Origin of the sequence: Marinomonas arctica, from assembly GCF_003259225.1 — a bacterium.
Taxonomy (GTDB): Bacteria; Pseudomonadota; Gammaproteobacteria; order Pseudomonadales; family Marinomonadaceae; genus Marinomonas; species Marinomonas arctica.
The window spans coordinates 1-11,741 of sequence record NZ_QHJF01000020.1; the positions used below are offsets into that span (position 1 = coordinate 1).

General features: G+C 43.8%; 13 protein-coding genes. 11 read left to right on the top strand and 2 right to left on the bottom strand.

The genetic code is table 11. From position 1 onward, the window contains the following. The first annotated feature begins 160 nt into the window (after nt 1-160). From DK187_RS12610 to DK187_RS12640, 7 genes are all read left to right on the top strand, one after another. On the top strand, nt 161-910 hold the full coding sequence (locus DK187_RS12610; protein WP_162623515.1) for a hypothetical protein: 750 nt from the start codon (nt 161-163) through the stop codon (nt 908-910). Between the two features lie 160 nt (nt 911-1,070). Continuing rightward, nucleotides 1,071-1,832 carry a carbon-nitrogen hydrolase family protein gene (locus DK187_RS12615; RefSeq protein ID WP_204355630.1) on the top strand — a complete coding sequence of 254 codons (762 nt, stop codon included), beginning with the start codon at nt 1,071-1,073 and terminating at the stop codon, nt 1,830-1,832. Nucleotides 1,833-1,904: 72 nt separating this feature from the next. Beyond that, the gene (locus DK187_RS12620) at nt 1,905-2,324 is read left to right on the top strand and encodes a hypothetical protein (RefSeq protein ID WP_111607708.1); all 420 of its coding nucleotides are present in this window, start codon (nt 1,905-1,907) and stop codon (nt 2,322-2,324) included. 392 nt (nt 2,325-2,716) lie between these two features. Beyond that, complete coding sequence (locus DK187_RS12625) at nt 2,717-3,646, top strand: hypothetical protein (RefSeq protein ID WP_111607709.1); 930 nt, start codon at nt 2,717-2,719, stop codon at nt 3,644-3,646. A gap of 101 nt (nt 3,647-3,747) precedes the next feature. After that, the gene (locus tag DK187_RS12630; protein ID WP_111607710.1) at nt 3,748-4,446 is read left to right on the top strand and encodes a hypothetical protein; all 699 of its coding nucleotides are present in this window, start codon (nt 3,748-3,750) and stop codon (nt 4,444-4,446) included. 318 nt (nt 4,447-4,764) lie between these two features. Then, nucleotides 4,765-5,022 (top strand): type II toxin-antitoxin system Phd/YefM family antitoxin, encoded by a 258-nt coding sequence (locus DK187_RS12635; RefSeq protein ID WP_012069454.1) that lies wholly within the window; start codon nt 4,765-4,767, stop codon nt 5,020-5,022. Continuing rightward, nucleotides 5,010-5,321 (top strand): type II toxin-antitoxin system RelE/ParE family toxin, encoded by a 312-nt coding sequence (locus DK187_RS12640; RefSeq protein WP_111607711.1) that lies wholly within the window; start codon nt 5,010-5,012, stop codon nt 5,319-5,321. The genes DK187_RS12635 and DK187_RS12640 overlap by 13 nt, the downstream gene beginning before the upstream one ends. Before the next feature lie 237 nt (nt 5,322-5,558). Here the strand turns inward: DK187_RS12640 and DK187_RS12645 are convergent, their stop codons facing one another. Further along, complete coding sequence (locus tag DK187_RS12645; protein ID WP_111607712.1) at nt 5,559-6,440, bottom strand: SDR family oxidoreductase; 882 nt, start codon at nt 6,438-6,440, stop codon at nt 5,559-5,561. A gap of 93 nt (nt 6,441-6,533) precedes the next feature. Between DK187_RS12645 and DK187_RS12650 the strand changes: the two genes are divergently transcribed. Then, complete coding sequence (locus DK187_RS12650) at nt 6,534-7,142, top strand: TetR/AcrR family transcriptional regulator (RefSeq protein ID WP_111607713.1); 609 nt, start codon at nt 6,534-6,536, stop codon at nt 7,140-7,142. A gap of 132 nt (nt 7,143-7,274) precedes the next feature. On the opposite strand, the gene DK187_RS12655 is transcribed toward DK187_RS12650, so the two are convergent. Further along, nucleotides 7,275-8,345, bottom strand: a complete 1,071-nt coding sequence (locus DK187_RS12655) for a DUF3549 family protein (protein ID WP_111607714.1) — start codon at nt 8,343-8,345, stop codon at nt 7,275-7,277. A gap of 130 nt (nt 8,346-8,475) precedes the next feature. On the opposite strand from DK187_RS12655, the gene DK187_RS12660 reads away from it, so the two are divergent. The 3 genes from DK187_RS12660 to DK187_RS12670 all read left to right on the top strand — a co-directional run bounded on the left by DK187_RS12660 (nt 8,476) and on the right by DK187_RS12670 (nt 11,737). Beyond that, entirely contained in the window at nt 8,476-8,817 is a 342-nt protein-coding gene (locus tag DK187_RS12660; RefSeq protein ID WP_111607715.1) for a YqcC family protein, read from the top strand. After that, on the top strand, nt 8,814-9,674 hold the full coding sequence (locus tag DK187_RS12665; protein WP_111607716.1) for a DUF1853 family protein: 861 nt from the start codon (nt 8,814-8,816) through the stop codon (nt 9,672-9,674). The genes DK187_RS12660 and DK187_RS12665 overlap by 4 nt, the downstream gene beginning before the upstream one ends. A 62-nt stretch (nt 9,675-9,736) precedes the next feature. Further along, on the top strand, nt 9,737-11,737 hold the full coding sequence (locus DK187_RS12670) for a putative bifunctional diguanylate cyclase/phosphodiesterase (protein WP_111607717.1): 2,001 nt from the start codon (nt 9,737-9,739) through the stop codon (nt 11,735-11,737). Nucleotides 11,738-11,741 lie beyond the last annotated feature (4 nt).

The following is an 11,741-nucleotide window of genomic DNA, read 5'->3' on the forward strand; positions in this document are numbered from 1 at the left end:
CCGAGAAGATCCCAATAAGGAAAGAGATGCAAGCGAACGTGCAATATACAGTTAACAAACGCAGGCACAGCGACGGCTTTTCCGTTGCGGCTTCGCCTTCACTACAAAGCCACGCGTGCTGCGGGCGTTAGATTCAGAAAGCATAATGGTGAAACAAGTGATGTCAGTAGAAAAACTTCCAGCACTGATTGCTACATTCAGTGCTGCTATATTGGTTGTTTCGGTGTCATATGACTATGGTTTCCTGCTGTGGTTGGGCGTTTCATTGGCGGAAGCTCCAACGTCTTTATCAGACCACATTCGAAGCTCTCTTATATGGGCGCCAACAATACTCTTAATGGTTTTCGGCGTAACTGTAATGGAGCTATTCAATCGCCGAATCGAGCAAGGTATGACCGAGGAGGAGTTGATTGCCACCTCCCCAATACCGAAGTTCACTGCTTGGTTCAGATATTCACTGAAATACCCAGTTTATGCATTTGTTATATTTCTTCCGATTACACCTTTTTTGGGGGTAAAACTACCTCTTCAAGCGTGGATGTTTGGCTCCATCATATGGTGGTTTATTCTCCATAACTTCTTTTTCAATCATCAACGAATAATGGAACGAACAAGTCGCTCGTTTTACTTAACATCGCGCTGGCTTCCTGCAGCATTGCTACTCGTTGTGTTTTTCGGCGCTATAGCGGCAGAAAAAGTACCAAACGGAAAATTGTATGAGTTCAATATAGGTGATGATGTCGAGCAAAGAGTCCTAGCAAGAAGTTACGACCAATATTTCATGGTCTGGAATCCTGACTCAAAACGTATTGAATTTGTCTCGAAGAATTCGGTGAAATCATTTCAACAAGTACGACAGGACGAATCTAACAAGCCAATACAGCCGACTGCAGGAGTGTCGGCTGATTGAGGCGTTAGTTTTCGGAGTAAGCATGTCATCATTAATATTTTATACCAGTTAATAACACACGCACCCTAGAAAGCCAGCATTTACAAGGTTTTTAACATGCTTGTGCTTATCAAATTAATTTGTCAAAAATCTGTTATCAATTGAAGTGCGTTAAGGAGAGATGTTGAAAACAAGTATCAGTGTCAGTTTGGCTCAGGTTCCTGTTGTTAAAGGTGATGTGACAGAAAATCTCGCACAGCATATTAGGATGATTGAGCAGTCTTCATCATGCAAAGCTGATGTGGTGGTGTTTCCTGAGTTATCTTTGACGGGCTATGAGCTTGAACTTGCTCAAGAACTGGCTTTATCTGAAACATCACATGTGTTCGAAGCGTTATCTCAAGCGTCAGTAGATCACAACATTATTGTTCTCGCAGGGTGTCCTCTTAAAGTCACTCTTACATCGGGAAGGGACGCCAAACCAACCATCGGAGCGGTTATTTGTTTTCCTGATGGGACACGAGAGTTCTATGCTAAGCAGTATTTGCATGAAGGTGAGGCTAAGCATTGTTCAAGCGGTGTGGTTGACTACGTTTTCACTGTAAATGGTTATCGAATTGCGTTGGCGATATGCGCAGATTTTGCATCACCAGAACACGCTCAAAAAGCACGCGAACTGGGTGCTGATATATACATTGCCAGCGCTTTAATATCTGAACGTGGCTTTGAAGCAGACGCCAAAATGTTGTCTTCTATTGCTGCAACACATGGTTTTCCTGTGCTTTTGAGCAACCATATATCTACAACGGGCGGTTGGTCCTCATGCGGTAATAACTCAATTTGGAATGCAAGTGGAGAGCGTGTTTTCAGTTCGGAGTCGAAAGAGCCTTGCCTCGTTTTATGTACAATGGCCGACCACAAGATAGACGCTATCAAAATATGATATTGAGACAAAAAGACCAGTATGTAGTTGGTAAATATTTGCATACTGGCGTTGTGCACAAAAGGAGCGGCTGTGATTAGTCCCATTATACAAGAAGAAACCACAGGATGCGGGATTGCTTCTGTGGCTAATGTTGTTGGTAAAAGTTACGCTGAGATGAAGGCGTTAGCGAATTCAATGGGTATTTATGCTTCTGATACATCGCTGTGGTCGGATACGCAATATGTTCGACATATGCTGTCTCGTGTTGGTGTTGAGGCTACTGAGAATGAAATCCTATTTGAATCTTGGGGCGGATTGCCTGATCTGGCGTTGTTGGCTATCAAGCATCATCAGGAAGAGGGGAGAGATTTTTGGCACTGGGTTGTTTTTAAACGTGTGGATGGGCGAGACCTTGTTCTCGATTCTGCTAGTTATTTGGCTTCTAATGTTCGAACCGATTTTAACGAAATGGAGCCCAAGTGGTATATTGGACTTAAAACCAAACCTTAAAGACCGTTAAGAAGGACCGTTCATAAAACATGTACTTTAGAAAGTCAGTATTTACAAGGTTTTTAACATGTGTGTCCTGATAGAATTCTGCGTTAGCACATGGTGAGATCAGAGTATAAAAACAGATCAGGTCATAAGGTCTGAGGGAATCGCTTGCCTCTTTGGCCAAATCGCGCTACAAAAGAGCAAATAAAGAATCAACATAGCGGCGATCAAAGACCATCTGAAGCGGCAACGTCCAAACAGATTTTGGTATCTAGCGAGTTATATAACAGGGAAGTCCTACCATGAAAAAAGCAAATCCCCTATATAGACATCGCAGCCGTTCAACAGTGGGTTATAGCCGCAGCTACGCTGCTGTATAACCCTTAATTGTTAGGCAAGAGGGAGCCATGGAAACATACAGAGTCGGATTCGTTTTCAGCAGATCTTTTGTTCAAAAAGAAATCAGGCTCCCTTCCGCGACCGTAAAGCCGCTGTCACCTACTGGTTTTGCCGGTGAGATCCATGACGCCAAGAAGAAGCTTGAATCAATACGTTTTAGTTTTATACGAAGAGATCTCGAAAACACACTGAGGAACTACGCGAGCACTGGGCATTGCACGCTTGTAGAGTTTGAGGCTGTTGAGAGCGATAGCTTTGTTGAAGCGATAGAAAGTAAAGAGAGTGAAGCGGAAAACATTGTTGGTGCTTTGTCTGTAATTTCCGCTAACCCTGCGACTCCACTTTGTGCCTTTGCTGAATCATCGAAAAATCCTGGTGTCAAATTCTATATACCCTCTGATCGTGTTATCCGGCACGGAACTAATATTCCCGGATATTTTGATGCTCTTCCCAATATTGAGCATAGGGCGCAGACTGATGCAAAGTTTTCGCTATTGCTTCGCTTGTTTAGGGCCTCCCTTCGAGAGTCGGAAATCGACAATCAGATATTGTTCCAGCTCATTTTATTTGAAGAAGCATCTGATAATGAAAACGCCTCGTCATTTGCTGAAAGACTGAGAAGCTTCAGTGAGAAAATTGGTTTTTCTGGCGACTTGGCATTGTTAGCTACTGAATGCGGCGTGCAATTGCCAGAAGGGCGAGATGTCATTGATTTGCTGGTCAAATTGAGAAATTCGGCCGCACACAATGGAAACATCAGTGAGGAAAGTTTGCGGGAGTTTAACGGCGACTGGGTGGTGCCAGTCGTGCATGACAAGCAGAAACTGCATAAACTTATCACCGAAGCGGTCAGATATATGTTTTGCTGTCTTGTTGGACATACCAGAGACAACATGGCGGTCACAGTAACTGAATCTATAGAGATCAAGTTTGACTAATGCCTAACAATCACAGGCACGGCGACGGCTACTACATTGCGGCTTCGCCTCCATTCTGCAGCCGTGCGTGCTGTTGGCGTTAGCTCTAAGAGGGAGACACTATGAGCACAAAGAGAACTGATATTGCAACGATTCTTGGCAAAGGGCTTGTTGGTGCAATTCCTTTTGTAGGTCCACTGGCTGCGGAAATTGTTGGTGCAATAATTCCAAATCAACGAATCGATAGGCTTGAATCTCTTCTTCAACTATTGGAATCCAAGATATCAGAAGAAGATCAAGAAAAGGTCAAAGAAAGAATTACGTCTCAAGAATCAGTGGATTTGATGGAGGATGGCTTCATTCAGGCTTCGAGGGCATTATCTGAAGAACGTAAAGATTATATTGCCTCATTACTCAAAAACAGCCTAACGAGCGATGAGTTAGAACACATTGAGCATAAAAGGCTTCTTACAATATTGGGCGAGATGAATGATCTTGAAGTATTAATTTTGAAGTCTCATGCCATTTACAGAGGCATGGAAGAGCATAATGAGTTCTGGGAAAAGCACGAAGATGCACTGACGGCTCCTATCGCACACTTGGGCTCCGCCCAAGAAGAGATTGATAGGCATACACTATTTCAAACACATAGAATCCACCTTGCAAATATTGGCCTTCTTCGTCAGAAATTTAAAAAGCCTAAACGTGGTGAGTCTCCCGAATTCGATGAAAAAACAGGGATGATCAAGGCTCAAGGCTATGAAATTACTCCGTTAGGTCGCCTTTTACTTAGAAGCATTGACCAGGGTAGAGAGCTATAAAGAGCTAACAAAACCATCCAGCGGATGTACCAAATGCGTACGTCGCTGATGGTTGGCGTTAGCCTTATGAGCATAAACATTACTTTTTAGAAGCCTGTCTGATCAAGGTGTTCACTTTTAAATTGAACTGCGGCGTCGAGGGGGGATGTCCCGTCAGATCACGCCTCGTTCCTCGTCTCATCTGACCTACGTGATCGGTTGAGCGAATGTTTGCCAATTATTGAGACTAGAGATAATTATAAGCTGGTGATGGCAAGTATTAGTTCTTTTTAAATTGGAGTGATACTATAGTGATACATTTTAATCTGAGGTGTCGCTATGAGAACCGAAGTCGTTACTACATTAAAGAGGCAGGCAACGAAGCTGCTTGCTGACTTGCGTGAGTCAAAAGAGCCTATTCTCATAACCGAGCATGGTCAGCCATCAGCTTATTTGCTTGATGTTGCTGATTACGAGTTGATGGTGGAACGGATGAAGATCTTGGAAGGTATTGCGAAGGGCGAGCAGGCCATCCGTGAAGGTCGAACAATGGATATGTCGCAAGCCAAAGAGAAAATGAGTAAATGGCTCAAATAATTTGGACTGAGCCAGCACTGAATAATCTGAACGATATTGCTGAGTATATTGCAGTGAGTAATCCGTACGCTGCGAAGCAATTAGTAGAAAATGTTTTCAGTAAGGTGCAGAGACTCGAACAATTTCCTGACTCCGGTAGAATCCCTGAAGAAATTTCGACTCTAAATTATCGAGAGGTGGTAGTGAATCCTTGCCGTGTTTTCTACAAAGTCGATAGCGATTCAGTCTATATCCTTCATCTATTGAGGCAAGAAAGAGATTTACGCAAGTATTTACTGTCTACTACGGATGAAAACTAGAGGATTATCGCTATGCGTGATCATTATGATTTTTCAAATTCAGTCAAAAACCCTTACGCTAAAAAGCTCAAGAAGCAAGTCACGATTAAGGCTTGATGAAGATACGGGAATAAAGCGGGGAATAAAGGGTCAGACGAAAAATGATTCATGTTCCTTATCTGACCTTATTCATTCTCAACGCTAGCCTGACGTCTGTCTGAAAAGGGGCGCCGCCTCCTTTGCCCCTAATGACGGAACTTATACGTCAGCGCCGCCTAGAACCTTGTCTAGTTGCATTTCTGTTAAAACACGGTCTTGGATAGGTTGTTTAGCTGCGTTAATTTCATCAACTCCCCAAACTAAGCCAACAGGTGTGCGTGTTGGGCGTTTACCGGTAGGCATGTCTGCTAGGGCTAAATAAGCATCTACGACCATTTGTGGATTAGGTGCTTGATCGCTCTGCATAAATTTACCGAATTCTTCGAACATGGCGGCAGGGATGTTTGCCAATTCACCGTAGCTGTCCAAAATGTCTGTGCGTGACGGTTGTTGTCCTGACGCACTTAGGCCTGTTGGGAAGGGGCCAGGTTGTACGATGGCGACATCGATACCGAATGGTGCTACTTCGTAGCGTAAGCCTTGAAGGTAACCTTCTAATGCGTGTTTGGTTGCGGCGTAGGTAGAGAAATACGGTGCCGAAATTTGGCCAACCATGGATGAGGTGTTGATGATAAGGCCAGACTTAGCTTCACGCATCGCAGGTAAAACGGCCAGAATAGTGCGCATAGCGCCATAGTAGTTGGTTTCCATTTGCTCCCGAGCTTGGTCAATACTAAATGCTTCGGTAATACCAAGATACATTACGCCCGCATTGTTTAGCAAAACATCAATTTTTCCGGCTTTATTTAGTATGCTCGCAATGGCGTTTTTGACTGATTCGTCGTTGGTCACATCCATATCAACAACTTGAATTGAATCGCTATACGCTTCCAGCTCTGCTTTAACTGCAGAATTTTTACCTTCTGGGCCTCGCATGGTGGCGAACACTTGGTAGCCTTTATCGGCAAAATCTTTTACTGATTTTTGACCAAAGCCACTGCTGCTTCCTGTAATAACGATGCTTTTTTTTGTGTTGCTCATGTTTCTTTCCTATTCGGTTTGCTAATTAAATACCAGTCGGTACAATAAGCGGAAATGTACAGTCTGTCAAATTAAAATACCAGGTGGTATAAAATGAGTTTGAATCCAAGTAAGCCTTCAAGAGGGCGACCAAAGACTCTAGATCGTGAACACGTTTTGGATGTGGCAATGGCGTCTTATTGGAAAGAGGACATCGGTAATTTGTCTCTTAATGAAATCTGTAGGCGATGTGATATATCGAAGCCTGGCCTTTATCGTGAATTTTTGAACGAAGATGGTTTGATGAAAGCCGTCATTCTTAAGTATCACCAAGAGGTGCTAAGTCCTGTTCAGCAGATGTTGAGCGCGGATGCAGCGTTTCGAGAGACGCTTGATAATCTAGTATTATTTGCCGCTTCGATAAATGATAGTCAAGGGGCTCCGAAAGGATGTCTGTTGATAAAAATGCGTGAAGCGCAGATGCATTTAGGTGAAGCGACACGAGCACAAATTGATTTGATTCAAGAGCAAGCAATAGCGACTTATAAGAAATGGATAGAGCGTTCAAAGGCCAAAGGTGAATTTACTGCCGATATGTCAGCAGAGTTTGCTGCCAGTTATATCGATGCACAGCTAAGTCATGCTTCGTCACAGCTTGCACGAGGTGAAGATCCGCAGTTGGTTAAGCGCATACTGATGGCGGCCCTTTCTATCTTGAAGTAAGTATCTGCGAGCTTAGTAAGATGAATGTTGTGTTGGTCATTTAGACATAATTGAGAAACTAGAGTCGGTAGCGTCTTGCTATTTCAGACGCTCCAGACTCCATTCTTGTTATTTCCAACGACGCTCAATCAATCACTGGACAGATGTGGGCGTCTGTGTGAATAAATAACTTACCGCTTGGGCCAGTTTCGGGCTGACGTGGCCGCAGCGTAACAAGCTCCAAAGGGGTTGTTTGGCTTCAGGGTGTTGGCTCAGTTCGGCAGCGATTTGTCTGAAAGCGATGTAGCCGTCTTCTCGGTGCGCCAGTTTTTCCATGATAATACGCAGTAGCTGTGGGTTTTGACCAAGCCAATGGGGGCATTTTGCGGCGAGAGCAGCAATGGGGTGAAGGTCGTTGTCTTGGCATTCTGTTAGACTGCCAAGCAAACCAAACAGTGGCAATAACAATGTATTGTTTAACTCGGCTCTGGATAAGGCGCGTAGGTAGCTTGCTTGCATGAGTGCGTCTTGCTCTGTTTGCAGTTGCGCAATCAGCGTTTCTTGTAGCTGACTTGACAGTGTTTCGTGCTCAAGAGCATGGCATAGGGCGCTGACAACGGGCTTGGCGGCGTGTTGAATGGCTTTTTGTATGAGCGCTTGGTATGTGTCTTCGTCTACTCTGGCGGCGAGTTCGGCAATGCCTTGCAGCCCGAGTGTTTGCCAGCTGTCGTCTTGTTTGTTTACGTCTGATGACAAGTGCTTAACCACGTCGTCAAAGTAATGCGAAGGGGCTTTGTGAAGATTCTTGCCAAGAATAGCGTGAAAACTGGCCATGCGTTCTTGATCTGGCTTGAAGACATAAGGATTGTCTTCAAGAGCTTCTGATAAGCCTGCTTCTTCGCCTTTGTGCAGTATTTTATCGACAATACTTTTGATGAAGTGATCTCGCGTACCAAGATTTAGGCAACCCGCTTCGTCGAGCGGCAGTTTAACAAACCAAATGACGCCCGCATTGGCACTGTCTTTTTTTGCCGTGTCTTTTGATGTTAACAGGCAAGCTAGCCAAGCGTGTTGGCGAAAGGGAAAAGGGTAGGCTTGCTGTTTGCGATCGAACTGTATGGCTTGCTGCGGAGTGATTTTGGTGATGTTGCGTCCTAGGTCGTAGTAGCTCACATCACATCCGACCATATCAAATAAGTCAGAAAGCGATTCTATTTTGTTCATGATAAAGTATGGGCTCGTTTTGCAAGTAAGGGCGCAGTGGGCGCCCTTTGTTGAATAAAAGACAGTTGTATAAAGAGAAAGTTACATAAAAAGATGCGTTATCTTACCGTTTTTTAGAGGAGAAATCAGGTTGAAAAAAGCCTTTTCTAACCATCATGTGTTGGCGGATTTATTGATGGACTTGCAAATGGCGATGCAAGATTGTGGTGTTTGGGAATGTGGTGCGCCAAGTAACGAGGCCTTACAGAGTACAGAGCCTTTTTGTATTGATACGATGCGGTTTGAGCAGTGGTTGCGATTTGTGATGATAGAGCGTTTTAAAACCTTGTTAGCCACTGGGAGTGATTTGCCTGTGCGCTGTCATATTTCTCCCATGGCGGAAGAGGCGTTTAAACATAAGCCTTCAGCCAACGTCGCGCATCTTGTCAATTGTTTGAATCGCATCGATCAACATTTAAGTGGCGCATTGTGATTTCTGATCAGCTTCATCATCCTTTGGTGAAAGACCTTGCTTGGTTGGTGGAAGGGCATTATATCGAGCGAGATTTTTACCTTGAAGCCTATTGGGTGGCCGATGTTGAAGCGCGGTTATTGGCACTGGATCAGGTGCCTGCGCCATTGATTAATGCCCTTGCTGAATGTAAGTCACATTTTTTGGGCAGCTACTTTGAAAGTCTGTTTTCGTTTGCGATAGAGCATTTGTCTTGTTTAACGGTTATTCGCGAACATTTTCAAATAACGGGGTCAGGAAAGACGCTGGGCGAAGTGGATATGCTGGTGGAAACACCGGACGGAGCGCTTCATCAATTTGAAATCGCCGTTAAATTTTATTTAGAGCGTCCTGATCTTTTTCCCCATGATTGGATTGGGCCAAATAAAAATGATAGTTTATTAAAAAAAGTGACCAGAGCCAGAGAGCATCAGTTACAGATTTTACAAATGCAAGAAGGGTTTTCTGCCATTGCGGAGTTTGCTAAAGATCGTGTGCCGCAGACCAGTTTGTTGATATTTGGGCGTTTATACCTTGCTTTGAATGATGCTGACGATGTGACGGCTTGGTTAGCACAAACAGAGCATGGTGGCTGGATACGGGTATCTCAAATAGCCTTGCTCATGCCACATTTTTCGTATTTTTCTATCTTACAAAAGCCTCACTGGTTGGCGAATCAAAATATAACTGATAATTTCGCTTTCAATTCTCTACAATCTGCCTACAATCTTGTAAGCGAATTCCTACATGACAGCCGCCCCATACATGTACTTTTATGGCGAGCTGTGCGTAATGCTGAACATAATAGAAACGTATTTATTGTGCCAGATTCTTGGTGAAACAGAATCCAATATTAAGATGCACTTTAGTTGCTTTACAAACTAGTAGTATTAAAAAGTAGATGACCGATTTATCAAAGTTACTGCAGGCTAAAATGCCATTAGCCGCGTGGATTATAGACGTAGAGCAATCAAGTGTACCGTGCTGTAATCAAGCGGCTGAAGCCTTGTTAATAGGCTCTTTGAACGACATTAAATCGGGGCAACGTGCTATTCCGAGTGAATTAAGAGAGCGTTTGTCTCTCCATTTGGCGTCGCTTGATATTGGTGAAAGCTTGCCCTTTAAGTGGCCATTTACGTCCAAAGATGGGGTTGAGTATCAGGTTCGTGGCTCGGTCATTGCTCTAGATAACGCGCGTAAAGGGTTGTTTATTGAAGCTCACCCCGCTTCCCAAGTGGATGTTGTTGCTGTTTCTCAGGTCGATTCCCTCCTTGATCATCATGCTGGTTTGTTGGCGCAATTTCGAAGTTTGTCTTTCGCTATTTTTGATCGGCATGGTGCTTTTGTAGAGGCCAGTGACTATTTTATTACCCATTTTGGGGGGATTAAACACGTCCGTGAATTGTTTGCTGTGTCTGGCGCGGCGAATAGTTTTATTCGTCGTTTGGCTCATCAAGAAAATTTATTCCAAGAAATTCGGCTGGCGACACAAAACGGAATACGTTGGCATAAGATAGAAGTGTCTTATCATCCCTTAACTAACATGATTTATCTGCTAACTCACGATATCCAAGAAGAGCGAGATCATGAGGTGGCGCTTTATCGTCTTAATAATTACGATGGTTTAACCAATTTGCCTAATCGTAATTTGCTTTATCATCAGCTAGAAAGTGCGCTGATTAATGCCCGTAAGCGTCGTCGACAGTTTGGTCTTTTGTATTTGGATTTAGATGGTTTTAAAGTTATCAATGATAATTTTGGTCATCGAGTCGGTGACGAGCTGATTCAACGAGTCGCGGAACGTATCAAAGAGAGTATTCCTTCTGGGGCCTGCCTGTATCGTTTGGGCGGTGATGAATTTGTTGTGGTGTTAGAGAACACGCATTCCATCTCAGAATTAGAAAGCATTGCCGAAAGCATTATGCAGAATGCCAGCAACACTTATCCTGTCGCCAAAATGGAAATGATGATCACCGCCAGCATCGGCATTGCCAGTTACCCTCAACATGCTGATAACGTGGATAATCTACTGAAAAATGCCGATGCGGCCATGTATCGTGCAAAATCCATGGGTCATAATATGTGCTTTGTTTATCAAAGTAGCATGGCGGATAACATTGATGCTTATCTAACATTGGGCGGTGGGTTGCGAAAAGCGATAGAAGAAGAGCAATTTATTTTGCACTATCAGCCTAAAATTCGCCTTCCTGATGAGACGGTTGTGGGCGCTGAGGCCCTTATTCGCTGGATTCATCCTGAGCTTGGCATGATCAGCCCAGACCAATTTATTCCTTTAGCAGAAGAGAGCGGTCTTATTCTGCCTTTAGGGGAGTGGGTCATTCGCAGGGCGTGCCGTCAGTTACAGGAATGGCGCAAAGCAGGTTATCCGGATATCAAATTATCGGTCAATTTGTCCAGTCGGCAATTTATGCAGGCAGATTTGGTCGATATGGTTGAGAAAGTGCTTGAAGAAACGGGCGTCGATTCGAAATATTTCGAACTTGAGCTTACTGAAAGTATGTTGATGGTCGACGCACAGCAGTCTATTGAAAAACTGCACAGCTTTCGTAAGCTTGGCTTAACCTTATCGATTGACGATTTTGGCACGGGCTATTCCTCATTGGCTTATTTGAAAAAATTCCCTATTCAAACGTTAAAAATCGATCGTTCTTTTATTCATGATTTGGGTTTGGACAGTGATAATGACGCCATTGTCAAAGCCACCATTGCGATGGCTAATAGCCTGAATCTAAAAGTGATTGCAGAAGGCGTCGAAAACCGTGCCCAAGTGGATGTGTTGAATAAATATCATTGCCAAGAAGTGCAGGGGTATTTGTTTTCTAAACCTTTGAATAGCGGTGATTTTCTTGTCTATCTTGATAGTCATAGAGCCGTCGTTTAGTCAC

Coding starts and splice junctions, on each gene's coding strand:
- DK187_RS12630 (WP_111607710.1), top strand. CDS start 3,748: ATGAGCACAAAGAGAACTGATATTGCAACGATTCTTGGCAAAGGGCTT.
- DK187_RS12610 (WP_162623515.1), top strand. CDS start 161: ATGTCAGTAGAAAAACTTCCAGCACTGATTGCTACATTCAGTGCTGCT.
- DK187_RS12625 (WP_111607709.1), top strand. CDS start 2,717: ATGGAAACATACAGAGTCGGATTCGTTTTCAGCAGATCTTTTGTTCAA.
- DK187_RS12635 (WP_012069454.1), top strand. CDS start 4,765: ATGAGAACCGAAGTCGTTACTACATTAAAGAGGCAGGCAACGAAGCTG.
- DK187_RS12640 (WP_111607711.1), top strand. CDS start 5,010: ATGGCTCAAATAATTTGGACTGAGCCAGCACTGAATAATCTGAACGAT.
- DK187_RS12615 (WP_204355630.1), top strand. CDS start 1,071: ATGTTGAAAACAAGTATCAGTGTCAGTTTGGCTCAGGTTCCTGTTGTT.
- DK187_RS12670 (WP_111607717.1), top strand. CDS start 9,737: ATGACCGATTTATCAAAGTTACTGCAGGCTAAAATGCCATTAGCCGCG.
- DK187_RS12650 (WP_111607713.1), top strand. CDS start 6,534: ATGAGTTTGAATCCAAGTAAGCCTTCAAGAGGGCGACCAAAGACTCTA.
- DK187_RS12655 (WP_111607714.1), bottom strand. CDS start 8,345: ATGAACAAAATAGAATCGCTTTCTGACTTATTTGATATGGTCGGATGT.
- DK187_RS12645 (WP_111607712.1), bottom strand. CDS start 6,440: ATGAGCAACACAAAAAAAAGCATCGTTATTACAGGAAGCAGCAGTGGC.